Below are 22664 nucleotides of genomic sequence, written 5' to 3'. Positions count from 1 at the left end.
TTACCAAGAAAATGGAGGTTATGTAATTTTTAATAAATGTCTACGATATACCATTTGCTTTTAATTTTTAATAATTCAAAATCAAAGTATATAGAATCTGATTCCCCTTCTGTTTTAGAAGAAATTCTCACATCTGCCTCGACATATGCAATGCTATCTGATTCAAAATCAACTTCACCAACCCCTAAAAACTCAAAACGAGTATCAGCAGGTAAATCAGTAAAGTCAACATCTTCCATCAATTCTTTACGATTTGATGGACGAATTAATGCTTCCATTTTTTCATTTTTATGTGCGTCCATTGCAGAAATAAAATTTTCCACCGTTTCTTCTGGTGTTCCTTGGGCATTATTGAATACAAAGAAATATAATGCTGCCGCTATAGCAATGACCGCAACAATACCTATTACCCATTTTACATTCAAGGATTTTTTAGCTGGTTGTTGTGCGTTCGCTTGATTTACTGGTACTGCACCATTAGATGACTGATTTACCGCCGTTGCACTAGATGCGTGTGCTACAGGCTGATTTTCATTATGTATTGATTGTTGTTCATTTAAACTATGTTCTTGTTGTTGCGCTTTTTTTCCTTTTTCTGTTCCACATTCACCGCAAAACTTACTATCTGTTTCAAATATATGATTACAATTTAAACATTTTTGCAATGCACCACAATGTAAACAGTATAAACTATCGCCTGTTTCATTATCACATGCATAACATTTTCGCATGAAAGTCCCCTCCTTACATTTTAACGTTACCGTAAATTATACCATTTTTCATCCATATTTTGTACAAAAGTTAAAAGTAATCAGGGGCTTTAGGCTCATTCATATCATGACTCATAATTAGAAATTTCCCTGATGTATATGGGAAGATATTGATTGAAGTTCTATATTTAAGGGATACTTATAAAAATCTCCAAAATCAAAACTCTAACTTATGGGGACACAACTGAACTGGTAGTTTACTTTGCGGCTGAAAGCCTTTGTTACCGATCTCAACCTTAAAGGCTCACTGAACTGTATCCCTTATGCATCATTACTTCCTATTTCCGCTTTGTAAGGAAGGAGATTGGGCTTTATGATTGCGTTCTTGCAGTTTTGGGGTTGTATTCTTGCAACTGCGAGCCGCATTCTTGCAACTTCAAGCCATATTCTTGCAACTTCGGGCCATATTCTTGCAACTTCGGGCCGCATTCTTGCAACTTCGGGCCATATTCTTGCAACTTTAAGCTGTATTCTCGCAACTTCGAACTGTATTCTTGCAACTTCGAACTGTATTCTTGCAACTTCGAGCCGTATTCTTGCAACTTTGGCCCGTATTCTTGCAACTTCAGGTCATATTCTTGCAACTGCGGGCCATATTCTTGCAACTTCGAGCCACATTCTTGCAACTGCGAACCGTATTCTTGCAACTGCGAGCCATATTCTTGCAACTTCGAGCCGCATTCTTGCAACTGCGAGCCATATTCTTGCAACTGCGAGCCATATTCTTGCAACTGCGAGCCACATTCTTGCAACTTCGAGCCGCATTCTTGCAACTGCGAGCCATATTCTTGCAACTGCGGGCCATATTCTTGCAACTTCGAGCCACATTCTTGCAACTTCAAGCCACATTCTTGCAACTTCAAGCCACATTCTTGCAACTTTATCCCGATAGGTGGCATTTTTAATACTACGAAAAAAGCTACTTAGAACCTCCGGCAAAACCAGTCATCTTCAAATGCATAAATGGCCATGTTTATTTTCAACATAAACATGACCATTTTCCTTAAGATTTGTTTAAACTACCTTCAGCACATTATTACTTCGGTACAGCGCTTAATTTTTCACGTGTATCTTTTGCCGCTTGAACCATTACTCTTAATGCATCAATCGTTTCTTGTTCTTTACGAGTTTTCAGTCCACAGTCAGGGTTTACCCAGAACTGTTTCGGTGAAATCGTCTGTAATGCACGATCGATATTTTGTTTTAATTCATCGACTGAAGGAATTCTCGGGCTATGAATATCATATACCCCTAAACCAATTTCCTTCGTGTATGTGTTGTCTTCAAAAGTAGAAACTAAGTTTCCGTGGCTTCGGGAAGTTTCAATGGAAATAACGTCTGCATCTAAATCATCGATACATTCAAAAATGTCTTCGAAGTTCGAATAACACATGTGCGTATGAATTTGTGTATCATTTTCGGCTTTTGCATTTGATAATCTAAATGCATATGCCGATTCCTCTAAATATTCCTCCCATTTAGCATGATCTAATGGTAATCCTTCACGTAATGCCGGTTCATCCACTTGAATAATTTTAATGCCCGCTTCTTCTAATGCTGTAATTTCTTTTTGTAGAGCTAAAGCAATTTGTTTCATAATTTCGTAACGAGGTGTTGTATCATGTACAAATGACCAGTTTAAAATTGTGACAGGTCCTGTTAACATTCCTTTGACGAAACGGTCTGATAAAGATTGTGCATACACACTTTCCTTTACAGTCATTGGACCAGCCCATGATACATCTCCAAAAATTAATGGCGGTTTTACACAACGTGAACCATACGACTGAACCCAACCATATTCTGTTACACTAAATCCATTTAACTTTTCACCGAAGTATTCCACCATGTCATTACGCTCAAACTCTCCATGAACGAGTACATCGATATCAAGATCTTCTTGGATTTCAATCCAACGTTTAATTTCTCCATTAACAAACGCTTCATATTGCGCATCTGTAATTTCACCTTTTCTCCATTTCGTACGTGTTCCCCTTACTTCTGGAGTTTGTGGCAAACTACCAATAGTTGTCGTCGGCAATAATGGCAATTGTAATTTTTCATCTTGTAATTTAATTCGCTCTGCAAAAGGTAAGTCACGGTCTGCATCAGCTTTTGATAATCCAGCAACAGCATCACGTACTTCATCATTTGAACGATATTCTGCCTGTAAACTATTCAGTTCTTCTGCCGCTTTTGCTAATGTATCCTGTACCGCTTCTCTGCCTTCTTTTAAGCCTTTCGTTAATGTAACGATCTCAAATAACTTTTCGTCCGCAAATGATAGTCCACCTAAAATCACTGGGTCAATTTTCTTCTCTAAAGTTTTCGTAACTGGTACGTGTAATAAAGAAGATGATGGTTGCACGATTAATTGCTCTTCATTTACGAATTGTTTAATCGTTTCTAATGTCGTTAATTTTTCCTCTAAATTTGCACGCCATACGTTACGTCCATCTACAATTCCTGCTGCTAACACTTTATCTTTTGGGAATCCATTCATCTTTAAAGCATTTAAGGAGTCACCATGCACAAAGTCTAACCCGATTGCTTTTACAGGTAAGTTAACGATACGCTCATAATGGAATACTTTCTCAAAATACGTTTGGAAAATTATTTGAATATTAGGTGCCTTTTCTGCAAACTGAGCATACACCTTTTCTGCTAAGGCAACTACTTCTTCCGCAACATCCGTAGAGAAAATCGGTTCGTCAATTTGTACCCAAGACGCTCCAGCTTCCTCTAACTCTTGTAAAATTTGCACGTACAATGGAACGAATTTTTCAACGATTGCTTCGAATTCATTCTCTTCATATCCTTTTGCAAGTTTTACATATGTGATCGGTCCTAATAATACAGGCTTTCCATCAATACCTAATTTTTCTTTCGCTTCATTGTAAAAACGTAATGCACGGTTATCAACTAATGTGGGCGTTGCTCCGTTTAATTCTGGAACGATGTAATGATAGTTTGTGTTAAACCATTTTGTCATTTCAGATGCCACAGCATTGTCTACCCCACGAGCAATCGCAAAGTATGTATCAACATCCACTTTTCCACCGTTATAATCGTAACGTTCAGGGACAATACCAAATGTCGCAGATGTATCTAACACATGGTCATATAATGAAAAATCACCTACTGGAATTAAGTCTACCCCTTGTTCTTTTTGCTTCTTTAAATTATTTAAGCGAATATCATCTGTTTTAGCTATTAATTCTTCTTGTGTACTTTCTCCATTCCAGTAACTTTCTAACGCTCTTTTCCATTCCCTGTTTTCTCCAATTCTCGGGTACCCTAAGTTCGAACTTTTAATGTTTGACATGTTTTTTTCCTCCAATTAATTTTATCCTATTTATATTTAATATAGTTTCCTATGAATCTACTACTGCTACATTTTGTTTTACACCAGTTTTTTCACGGATATATTGAACTAATTCAACTGTAATGTCATAACGCATAAACGGTGTAATTAAATAAATTCCGTTAAAATGTTTTAATGCTTCATCCACTAATTCTTTTGAAATCGCGATACTCTCTGCCGTCGAACGAGCCCGGTCATCTGCGACAGCTCTCATTCGTTCACGAACATCGTCAGTCAATTTAATCCCTGGTACTTCATTATGCAAAAATTCTGCATTTTTCGTAGAAGTAAGAGGCATAATACCTAAAAAAATAGGCGTATCAATATGATTCGTCGCTTCCTTTAATTCGGTAATCTTCTCTACATCGTATACCGGTTGCGTTAAAATATAATCGGCACCACTCGTAATTTTTCTTTCCATACGTTGTACAGCTTTCTCAACATTGGCAACGTTTGGATTAAATGCTGCCGCAACACTAAATGCCGTTTTTTCACGTAAAGAGTTTCCTGAAAAAGAAATACCGTTGTTTCCTTTTTTAATTAATTCAATCAATTTAAAAGAGTTCACATCGAAAACGGAAGTAGCTCCAGGAAAGTCACCAATCTTTGTCGGATCCCCTGTAATTGCAAGCATTTCATTAATCCCTAATGTATGAAGCCCTAATAAATGTGATTGTAATCCAATTAAATTGCGATCACGACATGTTAAATGTACGAGTGGTCGAATCCCTTGCTCTTTTAACTTTACTGCCATAGCTAGATTACTAATTCTCGGCGATGCTAATGAATTATCTGCTAAAGTAATTGCATCTGCACCAGCTTCATGCAATGCTTTTGCACCTTCGAAATATCCTTCCACATCTAAATGTTTTGGCGCATCTAGCTCAACGATAATCGTCGGTCTCTCCTTCGCTAATTCAGGAATCGTTTTTTCCGTCCGCTTTCTTTCTCGTAAAACTTCAATTTGTTCGACTTTACGAACTTCTTTTTCTGTAATTGGCGTTAAATCTTTGACCCCTTCCGCCAAGGCTCTTACATGTTCGGGTGTCGTTCCACAACATCCACCAATTAGCCGAACTCCTTGATCCCGTAACTGTGTTGCACATGTTTTGAAATAATCTGGTTCGTTTTCGTAAAATAAAATACCATCTCGATAAGCTGGCAAACTAGCATTCGGATATGCTGCTAAATATGCATGGTCTAATAATGGTACTGTTTCTAGTGAAGTTACCATTTGTGATGGACCTAGTCGACAGTTAATCCCAACGATATTGGCACCTAATCCCTCTAGCTGTCGTAATGCATCGTGTAAAGCTGTTCCATCTTCTAACACTCCCGGTTCATGCATCGAGACGTTTGTAATAATTGGTAAATCTGTCTCTTCCCGTGCAATTTGTAAAACCGTCCTTAACTCGTCTAGGCTATAATACGTTTCTAAAATTAATCCATCGACACCTTCTAGTAATAAGCAATATAACTGCTCCCGGAAGCTTCTTTTGATTTCATCTTCACTTTCATTCAATGTTTGGCCGCCATATATTCCACCAATATTTCCGAGAATATGTGCCCGACCATTACTCGCACGTTTCGCAATTTGGACTGCTTGCTCATTAATTTTTTTCACTTGTTCTTCCAGGCCATATCTTGCCAGCTTAATATAATTGGCTCCATATGTGTTCGTTTGAATCACTTCGGCCCCTGCTGCGATATATGTTTCATGAACATTCTGGATTTGATCTGGATGTGTTAAGTTCAATTCCTCAAAACAACGTCCAACACCATTCGCATATAAAATCGTCCCCATTGCTCCATCTGCAATTAACACTTTTTTCTCTAAATCTTTTAACAAACTCATCGGATCACTTCACCTCTCATGTACGAATTTGCTCAAATGCACGTGCTAAATCATTTACTAAATCTTCTTCATGTTCTACACCGACTGAAGCACGAAGTAGTCGATTTGATAAACCATAGCTTAACCTTACTTCTTCCGGTATATCCATATGTGTTTGCGTAACCGGGTATGTAAGGAAACTTTCTACGCCTCCAAGACTCTCCGCAAACGTGAAAACTTGTAATGCTTTTAAAAATGGTTCCACAAGATTTTCATTTATAATTTCAAAACTTAACATACCGCCCCTTCCTGGATAATACACATTTGTGACGAGTGGATGGTCTTGTAAAAAGTCGATAACATGTTTTGCATTTCGTTCATGTTGCCTCATTCTTAATGCTAAAGTTTTCATTCCACGAATCAGGCTCCAACAATCGTATGGAGCTAATACTGCTCCAATGGAATTATGTAAAAAGCTAAGCTCTTCACAAACTTCCTCCCCTTTTGCTATAACAAGTCCTGCCAACACATCATTATGTCCAGCCAAATACTTTGTTGCACTATGGATGACAATGTCTGCTCCCTCTTCAATCGGTCGTTGTATATACGGTGTATACAAAGTATTATCGACGATATGTAGAAGATCATTCTTATGTGAAAACTCGGATATTTTCGATAATTTAACTGTTTGCATTAAAGGATTTGTTGGTGTTTCAATAAATATTGCCTTCGTATTTTCTCGTTTTAATGTTTCTAATTCCTCGTAATCTTTTCCGTCCCAATAAGAGAATTCAAAACCATATTTTTTCTCGAAAATCTCGAAAAGTCGGAAGTTCCCACCATAAATATCTCTAGAAGAAATAATATGATCACCTTTTTCAAATAAAGAAAATACGAGTTGTACTGCCGACATTCCAGATGATGTCGCAAATGCTTTATCCCCCTTTTCTAATTCTGCTACAGCTTCTTCTAGTACTGTTCGGGTTGGATTCCCTGTACGGATATAGTCATATCCATCTTGCAGTCCGATTTCCTCGTGGCGAAATGCTGTTGAAAAATAAATCGGTGTACTTACTGCTCGAAAATGCTCATCACGATTATTTCCAATTTGCACTAAAAAAGTTTCTTGTCTACATCGGTCTGTCATTTTATTTCCCCCTAAAATAATTGAATAATATGATTTTTCTGAATAAAATTTATGTAGAAATAATTTCTTTTTCTGATAACTTCTCTTGTTCATCAAATAATGTGTTTTCTTGTTTTTCAATTCTAGCGACATATCCATCATGAACTGTTAATGTGATTGTTCCATTTTCTAAATCCGCTAAATGTCTCTCGAGAAACTTAATATGTGCTTCCTGTAAACGACTCATTTCTCCTCACACCTTTAACCATTTTTTCATGAAGACGAAGAATTTTTCCAATTAAAAAACCTCTTCCTGATTAAGAAGAGGTTCGAATATACATATATTGTCTCGACTCTTCTTATCTTTCAAACTAAAAGCTTGCTGGAATTGGCACAGTACTAGTCAAGTCTGTTGCCGAGGCTTCGTAGGGCCAGTCCCTCCACCTCTCTGGATAAGAAAATGTAAAACTTTTTATTTAATTTTTGATGTTGAATAATACTATACACAGATTTATTAGAACTGTCAAATAATTTCGTGAAACTTTTTTAATGAGCTGGGAAAAAGATCATTTGAATAATAAAGATAACCCCGAATATATAGAGCATTGGGTGCACTTCTTTCCCTTTACCAGTTACTAATTTTAATAAAGGATAAGTGATAAACCCTACTGCAATTCCTGTTGCGATACTCGATGTTAGAGGCATCATTAAAACGACAATAAATGTCGGAAATGCTTCATCAAATTCATTCCACTTAATATTAGAAAGTCCAAATAACATATAACTTCCAACGATAATAAGTGCTGGTGCTGTTACTGCTGATAAAGACGAAATCGCAGCAACTAATGGGGAAAATAAAAGTGAAACTAAAAATAGTAAAGCGACAACCAATGTCGTAAAACCTGTTCTTCCCCCAACTGCTACACCTGAAGATGACTCAACATAAGCGGATGATGGTGTAGAACCTAATGTCGAACCAACAGTTGTTGCAATCGCATCAGCTGTTAACGCCGCACGTGCACGCGGAAACTTACCATTTTTCATTAAACCTGCTTGTTCCGCTACTCCAATCATCGTTCCTGTCGTATCAAAAATAGTGACAAGTAAAAATGCAAAAATTACTCCGTACAATCCATGTTGAACAACACCACCGATATCTAAATCAAAAAAGATTGGAGCTGGTGGTGCAGATATAAAGCCATCAATCGTTAATAAGTTAAAAATATATCCCGTAATTGCTGTGATCGCCATCCCTATAAATAAAGCACCTTTTACATTTCTAGCAACTAAAATTAAAGTGATCACAATACCAAAAACCGCTAATTGTGTCTCTGGAATCGACAAGTCTCCAAATGACACTAATGTTTCCTCATTTGGAACAACAAGTCCTGCCATTTTCAATCCTAAAAATGCGATAAATAAGCCAATTCCTGCTGTTACCCCATATTTCAATGAATCTGGAATCGATTCAATTAGTACTTGGCGAAACTTTGTAAATGTTAATAATAAAAAGATAATCCCTGATACAAACACTGCACCAAAAACTGCTTGATAGGAAACGCCTTGTGTAGCTACAACACTTACAAAATAAGCGTTCATCCCCATTCCAGGTGCAATAGCAATCGGATAATTTCCGAAAAAAGCCATAATGAGCGTTCCAATTACCGCAGACGCAATTGTTGCAATAAACACTTGATCAAACGGCACACCCGCTGCAGATAAAATAGCAGGGTTTACTACAATTATATATGACATCGTTAAAAACGTTGTCATTCCCGCTAAAAACTCTGTTCGAATATTCGTGCCTAACTCTTTCATTTTAAAAAAGTTTTCCATGATAAACTCCCTTTGTGTCTTTAAATTTACAGAGGCATGCCCATATGTTGTAAGATGTTTTTTCATTTGAGACGGCTATGTCGTTTTCATCGAAAAATCGTCTTATATTTTGTTGATTCTTTAATGTCGGTCAAACCTTTGTATGTTCTTTTTCACACACGTAGAACATCATAATAAATGTCACCGTAAACTTCAATGATTTTGTCGCATTTTCCAATATTTTGTCATACTTTTACTTTTCCCAATTCTTCCTTAAAACATAAGGGAGAAAATTGTCGAAATTTGAATGTTGTTCGTTTAGGGTTTTCGCGGTTGATGGTTGAAGTGGAGGGGAAGGACTGAAGGGATTTGCGGGGACTTGCGGACCTTCTGCGAGGATAAGCTGGATATTCGCAAGTGTAACGGGATTTTCGCGGCAACTTGTGGAATTAAACCATATATTCGCAAGTGTAGCGGGGTTTCTCTGATAACTTGCGGAATTGCACCATATATTCGCAAGTGTGACGGGATTTTCACGAAAACTTGCGGAATTATACCAGATATTCGCAAGTGTAACGGGGTTTTCAAGACAACTTGCGGAATTAAACCATATATTCGCAAGTGTAACGGGATTTTCAAGAGAACTTGCGGAATTGCACCATATATTCGCAAGTGTAACGGGATTTTCAAGAGAACTTGCGGAATTAAACCATATATTCGCAAGTGTAACGGGATTTTCAAGAGAACTTGCGGAATTAAACCATATATTCGCAAGTGTAGCGGGGTTTCTCCGAGAACTTGCGGAATTATACCATATATTCGCAAGTGTAACGGGATTTTCACGACAACTTGCGGAATTAAACCATATATTCGCAAGTGTAACGGGATTTTCACGACAACTTGCGGAATTGCACCATATATTCGCAAGTGTAACGGGATTTTCACGACAACTTGCGGAATTAAACCATATATTCGCAAGTGTAACGGGATTTTCAAGAGAACTTGCGGAATTGCACCATATATCCGCAAGTGTAACGGGATTTTCACGACAATTTGCGGAATTAAACTAGATATCCGCAAGTGCACCCAGATTCCCCCGAGAACTTGCGGAATTATTTTTGACATAATGAAATCCAAGGTAATTCACATATTACCTTGGACCTCCCATCCCCTAATCCTCTTAGTTTGTCATTTTGAATTCTTTCATTTTACGATAGAGAGTGCTTCTACCAATTCCCAATTTTTCTGAAGCCTCTTTAATATTATTAGAGGTTTCCAATGCTTCGGCAATCATCTTTTTTTCTACATCTTTTAGTGATAGTGAGTGATGTTGTTTTCGTTGATAATAATGCATTAACTGTGCTGGTAAATGCTCGACTTGAATATTTGTCCCATCACTTTTCGCTAGTAAGTATGCGCGTTCCATCATATTGCGTAACTCCCGAATATTTCCAGGCCACGGATATTGTAAAATTTGCTGAATAACTTCACCAGTAATCGACTCTGGTCCATCTCCATATTCCTGGGCAAACAATTGTAGAAAATGATGTGCTAGCAATTCGATATCTTCTACCCTATCCCGCAATGCTGGAATATGAATTGATAAAACATTTAACCGATAAAATAAATCAGATCTGAACGCATCATTATAGGCGATTTCTTCCTCTAAATTACGATTAGTCGCTGCAATAATACGGATATCAACGTCACGTTCGGCTACATCCCCGACTCGTGTAATTTTTTTTGTTTCAATTGCCCGAAGTAATGTTGCTTGGAATTCAAATGGCATGTCCCCAATTTCATCTAAAAAAAGTGTCCCCTTATGTGCCGCTTCAAATTTACCGACAGCACCGCCACGTTTCGCTCCAGTAAAAGCTCCTTCCGCATATCCGAATAATTCACTTAATAATAACTCTTTCGGTAACGCTGCCATATTAATTGCGACAAATGGCTCATCTTTTCTCGCACTCATTTCATGGATTGCTCTAGCTAATACTTCTTTTCCAGTACCCGTTTCTCCTAAAATTAATACATTCGCAATAGAATTAGCGGCTATTTTTGCTGTTTTTAATTCATGTTGGAATGCTTCATTTTTCGTACGGATGAGTCCAAATTGTTGATATGGTGTCGTAATTTTCCGTTTTGCTTTCACTAACCATAGCTCTTTTTCCTTCGCCGCGTACGAATCAATATAAAATTGCTGCTGTAATTGTTGCAACACACTCGGTGTAATGGTGTCCCCTTTTCGTAAGTTTGTAAGTTCTTTCGCCTTGCGACTTAAAAATTGCACCTTCCGATCTCCGGATATCGCGACAATCGCCTCACTACTCACTTCGCCCCAAGCACGCAATATTAATTCATTTACAGGACGTTTTAATATCACTTCTTTAATATATGGCTTCGGACGGATGTTTTGTGCTGAATCCCAAACGATATCAAATTGTCCATCTTGCATCACTTTTCCAATACGCATCGGTCTTGTCAAGTGACTTCTTTGATCAATTTTTAATGCACCACATGCAGAATCCATCGTTTTCCCATGTAATGAAGTAAAAATGGCTTCCTTTGATACACTTTTTATTTCGATTATCGCATCCAAAATAATTTTCGTACCAATATATGTGTTAAACATAACAGACGAGATCGGTCTGTCGTCTTTAGTAAAAGAGTGAAATGCTTGAATAAAAGATGAATTCGCTGGATGATCGAGAGATTGAAAGTAACTAGCGGAACTATAATGCCCTGCCCCAACTACAGAACCCATCGCTTCTATTTCCGTTTCTTTCGTAATTGGACTAAAAATAGGCATTGTCTTCGGATTCAATTGCATGCGAGCATACGTCTCATAAAATGAAACGACACTTTGTCCAACAAGCGTGGAAAAAATGGCATCCGGTTTTTGTAAAATAATATCTTGTACAGTCTGATAAAACTCTTTATGGCCAAAAGGGACATAATTTTCTTGAACAATATTTCCACCTTTTTTTCGAACATATTCTCTTACTTGGTCATTCGTTTCTTTCGGATAAATATAGTCATTTCCAATTAAGTATATATTTTTACCGTAATGAGACATCAAATAATCAATCAATGTATGAACTTGCTGATTCGGAACTTCCCCTGTATAAAACACATGTTGGTGGTCTTCTTCTCCTTCATAAAGCGTTGGATACACGAGTAAACAATCGTATTTTTCTAAAATAGGTAAGATCGCCTTCCTACATGCAGACGTATAACAACCAATGAATATCTTCACACCTTGCTGTGCAAGTTTTTCAGCACATTCTTTTGCTCTATATGGGTCTGATGCAATATCTTCTGTCATCACTTCAACATCATATCCTGCCTCTTTAAACTGTTCCGTCGCAAATAATGCCGCATCGAACTGGCCCTTTTCAGTTAATGACGTTGTACCTGTTAACGAAAATAATAAACCTACCTTTATGTGCATTTCCTTTCCTCCTTATTCATTTTGCATACTTTCTTAAGATACAACATGGAGTGTCCCATTTTAAGAAAACGGTTTCATTTTGATACATATAAATAATCTACGTACATATAATTTTATCGTGAACATCTCACTGATGCAATAGTTGAAACAAATTTTCCCTTTTATCATAGTACTTTTCGCATTTGATTATTCATTTCGCAAACTTTGGCATGAAACTTGCATTACTATTTAGTGCAATAAAAAAATTATAAAGGAGTGGTTCAATTGGCTTTATCTGTAAAAGAACTATTAGAAAATAAAGGTATTAAGCCTCGAGATGAACATCTTGAAATTTTAGAACAAAGATGGAAAGGCATGAAGGAACTCCGCAGTGATTTAAAAGGCGCAAACATCGATGATGCAGATATTAGCTTACGAAATATTCCAGGGGGTGACCATGTTGAGTAAAGATTTAATTGGAAAACCAGTAGAAACTTTAGCACCACTTATCGAAAAGAAGGAAATATCACCTGTTGAATTAACAGAAGCAATTTTAGATCATACAGAAAAAACGGAAGGTACTATTAATGCATTTATGGAAGTGTATCGTGAAGATGCGTTAGAAAATGCGAAAAAAGCAGAAGAAGAAATTGCTAACGGTACATACCGTGGTATGTATCACGGAATTCCAATGGCGATTAAAGATAATGTCTATTTTAAAGACAAAGTATCGACGATGTCTTCAAAAATTCATAAAGATTTTGTTTCCAATCACGATGCGACAGTCATTACAAAACTACGTGAAGCCGGTGTCGTATTTACAGGGAAACTAAGTATGCATGAATATGCTTGGGGAATTACGAACAATAACCCACATTATGGAGCAGTTAAAAATCCGTGGAATTATGAAAAAATTCCTGGTGGTTCTAGTGGTGGATCTGGTGCTGCCGTTGCAGTAGGTTCAACTGTCGCTTCTTTAGGTACAGATACTGCTGGATCTATCCGAATCCCTTCGTCTGCTTGTGGAATAGTCGGGTTAAAACAAACACATGGGCTCGTTAGTAAGTATGGAGTATATCCATTAGCTTGGACGCTTGACCATGTTGGTCCAATGACACAAACAGTAAAGGATGCCGCAGGGCTTTTACAAGTTATTGCTGGATACGATAAAAAGGACCCGACATCTGTGAAAGTTCCGGAAGAAAATTATCTTGCAAAAGTTACTGGAGATGTAAAAGGGTTAGTTATCGGTATTAACGAAGACTATTTCTTTAATGAAGTAGATGATGAAATTGAAACATTAGTGCGCGGAGCAATTCAAACTCTTGTAGACCAAGGAGCAACAACGAAGGAAGTTAAAATTCCAATGTTGAAATATGCAGAATGGGCGGAACTTGTTACATCATTATCTGAGGCATCTGCCATTCATCATAGCGACATGCTAACGAGACCGGATGATTTCGGGCATGACATCCGAATGTTATTCGAACTAGGTGAATTGCCTTCTGCTGTTGATTACTTGCAAGCACAACAAGTTAGAAGACAATTAAAACACGAGTTTACGAAAGCATTTGAAGAAGTGGATATTATGATGATGCCGACATTGCCAGTTTTACCAAATGATATTGGGGATGATTGGGCAGATTTAAACGGTAAAAAGGTAGATTTAATTGATAATATTATCCGTTTCACTGGACCCGGAAATTTAACAGGATTGCCAGGATTATCAGTCCCATGCGGTTTCAGTAAAGGACTTCCTGTCGGCCTCCAAATTATGGGACCAGCTTTCGGCGAAGCAGCAATTTTGAATGCGGGATATGCATTTGAAAAAACGAATCCAATGGGCGGAAAAAAGCCTGCTCTCTTAAAATAAATGTTTAAAATAGCACGGCGAACCTTTATGTGGTTTGCCGTGCTGTTTTTTCGTTTACAATTTTTTAAAAAAAGTGACAAAGCATGAACACTTCGCCTTGTCCCTCTTAATATTATAAATATTTTTTACGTAAATCAGCCGGAGAATCTGGATGGATATATCCTGGCCCAATATCATAGACAGTTTTCGCCCCTGCCTGTCCTTCTTGTGAAAGCCTATGAGCAGCACGTGCATATGCAACAAGGACACTAGCTGTAAATTCAGGGTTACTATCTAACTTCAGACTGAATTCGACAATTTGATTAGAACCTGCGCCTGTTTTTCCACTGTGGATAACAAACCCACCATGTGGCATTGCGCTATGATCACGAAGTAATTCCTCTTCCGTTATAAAGTGTACTTCTGTTTCATATTCATCAAAATAGTTCGGCATTGTCTTAATTGTATGTGCAACCTCATCCGCGCTCGCACCATCTTCTAACACAACATAACATTCTCGTTTATGTTTTTCTGCAGTTGCTAAATCGGGATTTTCTCCATTTCTAACACGATCCATTGCCGTTTCAGAAGGGAGCGTGTATTGAACGCCATTTTTTACACCTTCCACACGACGAACGGCATCAGAGTGCCCTTGACTTAAACCTTTTCCCCAAAACGTATACGTATTTCCTTCCGCTAAAACCGCTTCCGCCATGACACGATTTATTGAAAATAAACCTGGATCCCAACCAACAGAAATAACACTTACTTTTCCGGCTTTTTCTGCGGCCTCATTTACTGCTGCAAAATGCTCCGGTATTTTTGCATGTGTATCATAACTATCTACCGTATTAAACATTGTCGAAAAATGTGGTGTTTGTTCTGGCAAGTCTGTCGCAGAACCCCCACATAAAATCATGACATCAATTTTATCAGTAAATTTTTCCACTTCATCAATATGATAGGATGGAATTTGTTCATCAAACGTATCAACTTTTCCTCTTCTCGAAAAGACTGCTACTAATTCCATGTCACGTTGTTGCTTAATCGCAAGCTCCGCACCACGTCCTAAATTTCCGTATCCAATAATTCCTACTTTTATTTTTTCTGTCACTATCTTCACCTCTGCAATCTATTTTTGTCTACTTCATCGTATCGCTTTTTTTTGAAAAGTGCAAAAATGTCTCCCCGTCTCTTGAGTGTTTGTCATAATTTGATACACTAGATGTATGAAAAGGAAAGGGTGACGATATTTGCGTTTACAAGATAAAAAAGTAATTGCACTAGTAGACAAAGACTTCGAAGACTTAGAACATTGGTATCCTGTATATCGTTTACGTGAAGAAGGAGCACAAGTTGATTTAGTTGGTCCAAAAGCAAACGAAACATATTATGGAAAATACGGTGTTCCGGCAGTAACAGATTACGCATTTTCTGATATTCATGCAGAAGATTATGATGCGATTTTAATTCCTGGTGGATGGGCTCCAGATTCGTTACGCCGTTTTCCAGAAGTGTTACAAATGGTACAGCATATGGACGAAGCAAAAAAGCCAATCGGCCATATTTGTCATGCTGGATGGGTATTAGTTTCAGCAGATGTTTTAAAAGGAAAAACTGTCACAAGTACACCAGGTATTAAAGATGATATGATTAATGCTGGTGCAACTTGGATAGATGAGCCTGCGATTGCCGATGGACATATCATTTCAAGCCGCCGCCCACCTGATTTACCAGACTATTTACGACTATTCATTGATACATTAGCGAAATAAAAAAAAATTCCCCTCTCCAAATATGTGGAGAGGGGGAATTTTTTATGAGAATAAGGAATAACTTGCTCGTTTCGGTTTATAAAATAAATAAAAACATAGGAGAAACCATGCAAAGGAAATAATGATAGCACCTAAAATATCTGTAAAGAAATGTGCCTCCAAAATCACTCTACTTAATGCAACAAACACAATTAAAATCGCATAAATAGCGTAAGCAATAATTTGCATGTACATTCGTTTTCCGAAATAAAAAGCAACATACATTAAAAATAGCAATAAAATCGTTGCGCGCATCGTATGACCACTTGGAAAACTGTATGATTGTAATTCAAAATTAAAATCAAATACTTCTATGTAACTTATTTCATCACCGGGTCTAGCACGACGTACTAACATTTTTAATCCTAAATTAACTAGCACCCCACCAACTGAGAGAACGAAAAAGAAAAAGAAATGACGCCAATTTCCTTTCACGATAAAAACAATCCCAATAATGACGGTAATTAATAAAATCATTTCACTTGAACCTAATACAGATGCTATTTCCATTAATTTTAAAAAGACAGCATTCGTTTGTTGGTCCGCCCAATATGCAACATTTTCATCTAATAAAAACCCTTGTGTTCCAGTCGTTAACAATGCTACAACGATAAATAGGAATAAAAAAACACCTGCTCCAATTAAAGGAATTTTGCTTTTTGTATTCATTGTCTTTCACCACACTTTATCTTCAAATCTTTCTACATTTTACAAGAACAATACAATATATACAATAGTTCTAGCCAACTTGAAATAAGATTGTAATAACATTGTCTAAAAGTGCCAGATTCTTAAGGGACTTTGTTCAGATAAAAAAAGGACAAAACAAACGTTTTGCCCATAAAATTTATATTTTCTTACAGTGGAAGTACGTATAAAAATATCGCAAAAAAGTGAAATACAGAGCCTCCCACTACAAATAAATGCCAAATCGCATGATGATATTTAAAACCACGCCATAGGAAGAAGATAGTTCCTACCGTATATAAAACACCACCGATAACGAGCAATGTAACACCATTTCCGTGTAAATTCGAAATGATTTGATCCCATCCAATAATGACGAGCCAACCTAATAATATATATAAAATGGTTGAAACGAATAAAAATTTTTTCACAAAAAATACTTTAAACACAATTCCAAAAACTGTTACTCCCCAAACGATACCAAATAGCACCCATCCAAGTGCACCATCCATTACAATTAATGTTATCGGTGTATATGTCCCTGCAATAAATAAGTAAATGGACGAATGGTCCAAAATCTCAAAGACATCTTTCGCTTTCCCTTTTGGAAGTGCGTGTAATAATGTCGATGAAACGTATAAATTTAACATCGTAACTCCAAAAATTGTAAACGAAACTACATGTGCAGCAGAACCATACATTGATGCATAAACGACCAACAACGTTAGTGCAACAACACTTAGTAATGCACCAATACCATGTGTAATAGCATTTGCTATTTCCTCTCTTTTCGAGAATATATTTATTTGCTCCATATGATCATCTCCTTACAATGAAATAGAGTATTTAAACTATTTTACCATAGATACTATATTCTATACAGGGTAAGAAGCCTTGTTTCAAATATAATAGTACGTAAAATTGTCCATTTTTTGAGAATGTATAATGGAGTGGCTGGGCGACTTGCGAAATTATTACGTATATTCGCAAGTGCAACCAGATTTGCACGGGAACTTGCGGAATTATCACGTATATTCGCAAGTGGAGCGGGATTTGAAGGAGAACTTGCGAAATTATTACGTATATTCGCAAGTGTGACGGGATTTGCACGGGAACTTGCGGAATTAACACGTATATTCGCAAGTGTGACAGGATTTACGGGAAAACTTGCGGAATTAACACGTATATTCGCAAGTGAAGCGGGATTTACACAGGAACTTGCGGAATTATCACGTATATTCGCAAGTGGAGCGGGATTTGCACGGGAACTTGCGGAATTATTACGTATATTCGCAAGTGGAGCGGGATTTGCACGGGAACTTGCGGAATTATCACGTATATTCGCAACTGCAACGGGATTTACGGGGGAACTTGCGAAATTAACACGTATATTCGCAAGTGCAACGGGATTTGCACGGGAACTTGCGGAATTATCACGTATATTCGCAAGTGTGACAGGATTTACGGGAAAACTTGCGGAATTATTACGTATATTCGCAACTGCAACCAGATTCCCTAGAGAACTTGCGAATATAAAAGCTAGGGCACTTCATAGCGCCCTAGCTTGATCACTTCAATATTATTTTCCATCTTTTACCCATTGTGCGACCTGTACTGTACGTTTTGCTTGGTATTTCACAGCACCTTCCACATCTTCTACCATCTTCCCATCTTGATCGACTGTCACACTTGTTCCGTAAGGGTTTCCTCCCGCAGCAAAAATTGACGGATCTGAATATCCTGGCGCTGCAATGATTGCTCCCCAATGCATCATCGCCGTATATAAGGATAAAATTGTCGCTTCTTGTCCACCGTGTGGATTTTGTGCTGAAGACATTGCACTAACTACTTTGTTAACTGTCTTACCTGAAGCCCATAGTCCACCTTGAGTATCTAAAAACTGTTTCATTTGTGATGCCATCACACCAAATCTTGTCGGTGTACTGAAAATAATTGCGTCTGCCCATTCGATATCTGCTGATGTCACTTCAGCAATATGTGATGTTTGATCAACAGTCGCCTTCCAAGCATCATTGCCATCAATAACAGATTGTGGTGCTAATTCAGGTACTTTTAACACCCTTACATCTGCCCCCAATTCCTTTGCACCTTCTTCTGCCCATTTTGCTAATTCATAGTTAGTTCCACCCATACTATAATAAACTACTGCTACATTTACTTTCGTCATAATTTCATTCTCCTTTTTTCAATAAAATTTTATATAAATTAAATTGTTCCCGATTCTAAATTAACTTATGCTGAAACATTCATGACAACGACAATAAGACTTAGCAATAATAGAACAATTGGCATCATCATATTTTTAACTGTATCTTTTATTTTTATATGTGTAAAAACCGCACCGACCATTGCTAAAACAAGCATTATTGCTCCAATAAGCGCCAAGTTTCCCATCCAAATTCCTACTAATAAAAAAATAGCCCCAATTATTTCAAATGCTCCTGTAAATATTCGAAAGCTATCACCATAACCAAAATACTTAAAACCTTCTTTCATATCTGGTGAAACAAATTTTTGATACCCAAACATAATGAAACCTACTCCTAATAAAACTTGTATAACAATAGAAATTACCAATCTAAAACCCTCCAACATAATTCAAATTAATATATATTTAATACGAGATAAAAAATAGAATATATCTCAACTTCGAACTATATTTCACTTTACACGTTTCAAAAGTATCTGTCAATAAGAATGTTTTAATTCGAGATATTTTCCGTCGTATACATTCCCTATTTTTGGAAACAATATTGCTACAAAACTTTCATAGGTGGTTGAATAAAACATGATACGACAAAGTGTGCCAAGAATCGAAGGGAACAACAAAGTAACTGGCGCCGCAAAATATACGGCAGACAATATACAAAATGGGATGCTACATGCAAGATTAGTGACGAGCTCTCATGTACATGCAAATATTATTTCTATTGATACGTCTAAAGCGTTGAAATGCTCTGGTGTTCGCGCAATATTAACAGGTAAAGATTGTCCTGTTTTGGTCGGATCAACAGTTGAAGATAGACCCATTTTGGCTCAGGAAAAAGTAAGATACTTCGGTGAACCTATTGCAGTTGTTGTTGCTGATAGTGAACATGAAGCACAGCACGCTTGTAATGTTGTTCATGTGAAATATGATCCCTTACCAAACCTATCCACTGTACATGAAGCAATGACTACAAAGCAAACACGCATACATGAAAATTTTGAACACTATACACAACTAAAAAATATTAGACCTAAACCGAAACAAAATATCGCCAATCATGTAAAAATCCGGAAAGGAAATATGAAAACTGGGGAAACCGAAAGCCATGTCGTCGTTGAAACAACGGTTTCTTTGCCACAATCTGATCACGCTGCAATGGAAACCCGCACAGCAAAAGTAGAAATTTTACCAAATGGGGTTGTACATGTTCATAGCTCTAGTCAGGCGCCGTTTGTAATCAAACAAATGATTAGTAAATATTTTATGATTGAACAAAATAAAGTAATCGTCCATACCCCATTTGTCGGTGGTGCGTTCGGGGGAAAGGCATCGATTCAATTGGAATTTATTGCATATATTGCCTCCAAAGCTGTTGGTGGGAGGATGGTGGCGATAAATAACCCGAGGGAAGTTGATATGGTAACATCTCCTGTCCATATCGGTATGGACGCAACTGTAAAACTTGGTGCAACAATTGACGGAAAATTAACGATGGCAAACATTCAACTTTTTTTTAATGCCGGTGCCTATGTCGATGAATCGTCCGATATTACAAATTCTGCTGCGCTAAACTGTACTGGTCCATACAATATTAAACATGTTACATGTGATTCATATTGTATTTACACAAACAATCCATATGCTACATCTTTTCGTGGCTATGGACATGGCGAGTTAATTTTTGCAATCGAAAGAGCGATAGACTTATTAGCTAAAAAATTACGTATAGATGCGATAACTTTACGATTAAAAAACACCATCAAACCAGGTGATACTACTCCAAGTCAAGCTCTTTTAACAAAGGGAAATATCGGAAATGTTACTTCCTGTCTAGAAAGGGTAAAAAAATTAATTCAATGGGAAGAGGGGCAAGTTACACAAATCAGCCAAAATATCGTTCGTGCCAAGGGAATCGCATGTCTTTGGAAGGCTTCTATGTCACCAACTAATGCTTCAGCTGGTGCAATTATTACATTCAATAAAGATGGCAGTATGAATTTAAATATCGGTGTCGTGGAAATAGGAAACGGTACGAAAACAGTATTAGCACAAATTTTAGCGGAAAGTCTCCAAGTTCACGAGAGTAAAATTAACGTGAACATGGAAATAAATACACAAACAAGTCCTAAACATTGGAAAACTGTTGCAAGTACTGCGACACATATGGTCGGAAATGCAGTATTAGAAGCTGCTGAAGATGTAAAAAAACAATTAAAATACAATGCATCATTCGCATTACATTCTAGGCCGGAGCATTTAGAAGTGAAAAACGCAAAAGTATACATAAAAAGTAATCCGAAGAAGTATGTCAATATTTCGGATGTATGTTTTGGCTATCAACTTACAAATGGGAATACGGTTGGCACTTTCGTCATCGGTCACGGCGGTTTTATTATGGAACATTTAACAAAAATGAACATGGTGAATGGACAAACAAAGCCAGCACCATTTTGGACGGTTGGAGCACAAGCGGTTGAGGTAGAACTTCAAACTGATACGTTCTACTATGATATCATTCGTGCTGTAACAGTGATGGATGCGGGAACAATTTTAAATCCGATGGGAGCAAAAGGACAAGTGATGGGTGCAATGAAAATGGGTTTAAGTATGGCTAGTCGTGAAGGTTTTATATACAATAATGTTGGCCAAGTATTGAACAACCAGTTCAGATCCTATCACATGTTACGCTTTGGCGAAAATCCCGTCTACACTGTCGAGTTTATTGAGACTCCACAAGCAGATGGTCCGTACGGCGCAAGAGGCCTCGCCGAGCACGGTATTGTCGGCATGTCAGGTGCCCTTGCAAATAGTTTATCTGCCGCAGTTGATACTCCATTAAATCAACTCCCATTATATCCTGAATATATTTGGCAACAAAAAAGGAGATACAAAAATGATTGCAACTGACTTTGACTATTATCGTCCCAACACTATAAAGGAAGCACTTGGCTTATTTCATACATTAAGTGAAAACAAAAAATCCCCTCTTTATTTTAACGGCGGAACAGAGTTTATTACTTTTAGACGAATTGAAACACTTTATACTGAGGTAAAAGCTGTCATCGATATTAAAAATATAAATATGTGCCACGAAATAAAAGAAGAAAACGACACTTTTATTATTGGCGCCTCTATTCCCTTAGCAACTATTGAAACAATACCTCACTTCCCGTTGTTGAGCAAAGTATGTAATAGAATCGCTGATCATACATCTCGTGAAAAAATAACATTAGGAGGCAATATTTGTAGCAATTTGAAATATAAAGAAGCCATTTTACCCCTTCTTTTAACAAATTGTGATGTAGTAATTGCTAGTCCAACGGGATTACACACAGTTCCTATACAACAAATATATAATATACAAACTGGAAAGATAATGTTAGAACACGGAGCATTTATTGTGCAATTTAAAATTGATAAGGTTTTTTTGAACATGCCTTTTACAAGTAAAAAAGTAACAGCAAATGGAAGAATTGGTTATCCACTAGTAACAATAAGTGCTATCCATATGCCACATATTGTTAGATTTGCTTTTAGCGGATTATGTCATGCTCCATTCCAACTAGACATGATTGATACGACGTTAAATGAGAGGAACGAACCTTTGAAAAATCGTATTCAAAAAACACTTGAACAACTACCCTCCCCTATTTTAGATGATATGAATGGTTCAAGTGAATTTCGAACCTTTATTTTTCATGGGCTTGTAAAAGAGATAATTTCTGAATTTGGAAAGGAATAA

At 37.2% G+C, this 22664-nt stretch carries 20 protein-coding genes and 1 riboswitch; of the genes, 7 read left to right on the top strand and 13 right to left on the bottom strand.

Going from position 1 to position 22664, the window contains the following annotated elements; genetic code table 11:
• Positions 1 to 29 precede the first annotated feature (29 nt).
• The 7 genes from SPD45_RS08170 to SPD45_RS08140 all read right to left on the bottom strand — a co-directional run bounded on the left by SPD45_RS08170 (position 30) and on the right by SPD45_RS08140 (position 8930).
• On the bottom strand, positions 30 to 731 hold the full coding sequence (locus SPD45_RS08170; protein ID WP_336267254.1) for a zinc ribbon domain-containing protein: 702 nt from the start codon (positions 729 to 731) through the stop codon (positions 30 to 32).
• A 350-nt stretch (positions 732 to 1081) separates the two neighbouring features.
• The gene (locus SPD45_RS08165) at positions 1082 to 1669 is read right to left on the bottom strand and encodes a hypothetical protein (RefSeq protein ID WP_336267253.1); all 588 of its coding nucleotides are present in this window, start codon (positions 1667 to 1669) and stop codon (positions 1082 to 1084) included.
• Positions 1670 to 1806: 137 nt separating this feature from the next.
• Positions 1807 to 4095, bottom strand: coding sequence for a 5-methyltetrahydropteroyltriglutamate--homocysteine S-methyltransferase (gene metE, locus SPD45_RS08160; RefSeq protein WP_336267252.1), 2289 nt, complete (start codon positions 4093 to 4095; stop codon positions 1807 to 1809).
• Between the two features lie 49 nt (positions 4096 to 4144).
• Entirely contained in the window at positions 4145 to 5989 is a 1845-nt protein-coding gene (locus SPD45_RS08155; protein ID WP_336267251.1) for a bifunctional homocysteine S-methyltransferase/methylenetetrahydrofolate reductase, read from the bottom strand.
• A gap of 16 nt (positions 5990 to 6005) precedes the next feature.
• Entirely contained in the window at positions 6006 to 7115 is a 1110-nt protein-coding gene (locus SPD45_RS08150; RefSeq protein WP_336267250.1) for a PLP-dependent transferase, read from the bottom strand.
• Between the two features lie 49 nt (positions 7116 to 7164).
• On the bottom strand, positions 7165 to 7341 hold the full coding sequence (locus SPD45_RS08145) for a DUF2292 domain-containing protein (protein WP_336267249.1): 177 nt from the start codon (positions 7339 to 7341) through the stop codon (positions 7165 to 7167).
• Between the two features lie 109 nt (positions 7342 to 7450).
• Positions 7451 to 7553: riboswitch (SAM riboswitch) on the bottom strand.
• An 87-nt stretch (positions 7554 to 7640) separates the two neighbouring features.
• Positions 7641 to 8930 carry an NCS2 family permease gene (locus SPD45_RS08140; protein ID WP_336267248.1) on the bottom strand — a complete coding sequence of 430 codons (1290 nt, stop codon included), beginning with the start codon at positions 8928 to 8930 and terminating at the stop codon, positions 7641 to 7643.
• Between the two features lie 479 nt (positions 8931 to 9409).
• On the opposite strand from SPD45_RS08140, the gene SPD45_RS08135 reads away from it, so the two are divergent.
• Positions 9410 to 9979 carry a hypothetical protein gene (locus tag SPD45_RS08135; RefSeq protein WP_336267247.1) on the top strand — a complete coding sequence of 190 codons (570 nt, stop codon included), beginning with the start codon at positions 9410 to 9412 and terminating at the stop codon, positions 9977 to 9979.
• Between the two features lie 110 nt (positions 9980 to 10089).
• On the opposite strand, the gene SPD45_RS08130 is transcribed toward SPD45_RS08135, so the two are convergent.
• A complete protein-coding gene (locus SPD45_RS08130; protein WP_336267246.1) occupies positions 10090 to 12360 on the bottom strand; it encodes a transporter substrate-binding protein in 2271 nt (756 codons plus the stop codon).
• A gap of 264 nt (positions 12361 to 12624) precedes the next feature.
• Here SPD45_RS08130 and SPD45_RS08125 point away from each other — a divergent pair, with 264 nt between their 5' ends.
• Both SPD45_RS08125 and SPD45_RS08120 read left to right on the top strand, forming a co-directional pair.
• Positions 12625 to 12807: a hypothetical protein gene (locus SPD45_RS08125; RefSeq protein WP_442962008.1), complete on the top strand. Its 183-nt coding sequence runs from the start codon at positions 12625 to 12627 to the stop codon at positions 12805 to 12807.
• The gene (locus tag SPD45_RS08120) at positions 12800 to 14212 is read left to right on the top strand and encodes an amidase (RefSeq protein WP_336267244.1); all 1413 of its coding nucleotides are present in this window, start codon (positions 12800 to 12802) and stop codon (positions 14210 to 14212) included. Before SPD45_RS08125 ends, SPD45_RS08120 begins: the two co-directional genes overlap by 8 nt.
• A gap of 112 nt (positions 14213 to 14324) precedes the next feature.
• Here the strand turns inward: SPD45_RS08120 and SPD45_RS08115 are convergent, their stop codons facing one another.
• Positions 14325 to 15305 (bottom strand): diaminopimelate dehydrogenase, encoded by a 981-nt coding sequence (locus SPD45_RS08115; protein ID WP_336267243.1) that lies wholly within the window; start codon positions 15303 to 15305, stop codon positions 14325 to 14327.
• 139 nt (positions 15306 to 15444) lie between these two features.
• Between SPD45_RS08115 and SPD45_RS08110 the strand changes: the two genes are divergently transcribed.
• Positions 15445 to 15966, top strand: coding sequence for a type 1 glutamine amidotransferase domain-containing protein (locus SPD45_RS08110; protein ID WP_336267242.1), 522 nt, complete (start codon positions 15445 to 15447; stop codon positions 15964 to 15966).
• Positions 15967 to 16008: 42 nt separating this feature from the next.
• On the opposite strand, the gene SPD45_RS08105 is transcribed toward SPD45_RS08110, so the two are convergent.
• Together SPD45_RS08105 and trhA are read right to left on the bottom strand one after the other, a co-directional pair.
• On the bottom strand, positions 16009 to 16674 hold the full coding sequence (locus SPD45_RS08105) for a phosphatase PAP2 family protein (RefSeq protein ID WP_336267241.1): 666 nt from the start codon (positions 16672 to 16674) through the stop codon (positions 16009 to 16011).
• Between the two features lie 188 nt (positions 16675 to 16862).
• Positions 16863 to 17507, bottom strand: a complete 645-nt coding sequence (gene trhA, locus SPD45_RS08100) for a PAQR family membrane homeostasis protein TrhA (protein WP_336267240.1) — start codon at positions 17505 to 17507, stop codon at positions 16863 to 16865.
• Positions 17508 to 17642: 135 nt separating this feature from the next.
• Here trhA and SPD45_RS08095 point away from each other — a divergent pair, with 135 nt between their 5' ends.
• A complete protein-coding gene (locus tag SPD45_RS08095) occupies positions 17643 to 18260 on the top strand; it encodes a hypothetical protein (protein ID WP_336267239.1) in 618 nt (205 codons plus the stop codon).
• Between the two features lie 11 nt (positions 18261 to 18271).
• On the opposite strand, the gene wrbA is transcribed toward SPD45_RS08095, so the two are convergent.
• Both wrbA and SPD45_RS08085 read right to left on the bottom strand, forming a co-directional pair.
• On the bottom strand, positions 18272 to 18880 hold the full coding sequence (wrbA, locus tag SPD45_RS08090; RefSeq protein ID WP_336267238.1) for an NAD(P)H:quinone oxidoreductase: 609 nt from the start codon (positions 18878 to 18880) through the stop codon (positions 18272 to 18274).
• A gap of 65 nt (positions 18881 to 18945) precedes the next feature.
• Entirely contained in the window at positions 18946 to 19290 is a 345-nt protein-coding gene (locus SPD45_RS08085; protein ID WP_336267237.1) for a DoxX family protein, read from the bottom strand.
• A gap of 211 nt (positions 19291 to 19501) precedes the next feature.
• On the opposite strand from SPD45_RS08085, the gene SPD45_RS08080 reads away from it, so the two are divergent.
• Both SPD45_RS08080 and SPD45_RS08075 read left to right on the top strand, forming a co-directional pair.
• Positions 19502 to 21829, top strand: a complete 2328-nt coding sequence (locus tag SPD45_RS08080) for a xanthine dehydrogenase family protein molybdopterin-binding subunit (protein ID WP_336267236.1) — start codon at positions 19502 to 19504, stop codon at positions 21827 to 21829.
• On the top strand, positions 21816 to 22664 hold the full coding sequence (locus SPD45_RS08075) for an FAD binding domain-containing protein (RefSeq protein WP_336267235.1): 849 nt from the start codon (positions 21816 to 21818) through the stop codon (positions 22662 to 22664). The genes SPD45_RS08080 and SPD45_RS08075 overlap by 14 nt, the downstream gene beginning before the upstream one ends.

The sequence above is a fragment of the Pseudogracilibacillus sp. SO10305 genome (assembly GCF_037072005.1).
Taxonomy (GTDB): domain Bacteria; phylum Bacillota; class Bacilli; order Bacillales; family Amphibacillaceae; genus Pseudogracilibacillus; species Pseudogracilibacillus intestinigallinarum.
Note: the sequence above shows the minus strand (reverse complement) of the source record. Positions and strands in the feature narration are given on the sequence as shown.

Coding starts and splice junctions, on each gene's coding strand:
- SPD45_RS08150 (WP_336267250.1), bottom strand. CDS start 7,115: ATGACAGACCGATGTAGACAAGAAACTTTTTTAGTGCAAATTGGAAAT.
- SPD45_RS08155 (WP_336267251.1), bottom strand. CDS start 5,989: ATGAGTTTGTTAAAAGATTTAGAGAAAAAAGTGTTAATTGCAGATGGA.
- metE (WP_336267252.1), bottom strand. CDS start 4,095: ATGTCAAACATTAAAAGTTCGAACTTAGGGTACCCGAGAATTGGAGAA.
- wrbA (WP_336267238.1), bottom strand. CDS start 18,880: ATGACGAAAGTAAATGTAGCAGTAGTTTATTATAGTATGGGTGGAACT.
- SPD45_RS08105 (WP_336267241.1), bottom strand. CDS start 16,674: ATGAATACAAAAAGCAAAATTCCTTTAATTGGAGCAGGTGTTTTTTTA.
- SPD45_RS08145 (WP_336267249.1), bottom strand. CDS start 7,341: ATGAGTCGTTTACAGGAAGCACATATTAAGTTTCTCGAGAGACATTTA.
- SPD45_RS08140 (WP_336267248.1), bottom strand. CDS start 8,930: ATGGAAAACTTTTTTAAAATGAAAGAGTTAGGCACGAATATTCGAACA.
- SPD45_RS08165 (WP_336267253.1), bottom strand. CDS start 1,669: ATGCCACCTATCGGGATAAAGTTGCAAGAATGTGGCTTGAAGTTGCAA.
- SPD45_RS08075 (WP_336267235.1), top strand. CDS start 21,816: ATGATTGCAACTGACTTTGACTATTATCGTCCCAACACTATAAAGGAA.
- SPD45_RS08080 (WP_336267236.1), top strand. CDS start 19,502: ATGATACGACAAAGTGTGCCAAGAATCGAAGGGAACAACAAAGTAACT.
- trhA (WP_336267240.1), bottom strand. CDS start 17,507: ATGGAGCAAATAAATATATTCTCGAAAAGAGAGGAAATAGCAAATGCT.
- SPD45_RS08170 (WP_336267254.1), bottom strand. CDS start 731: ATGCGAAAATGTTATGCATGTGATAATGAAACAGGCGATAGTTTATAC.
- SPD45_RS08130 (WP_336267246.1), bottom strand. CDS start 12,360: ATGCACATAAAGGTAGGTTTATTATTTTCGTTAACAGGTACAACGTCA.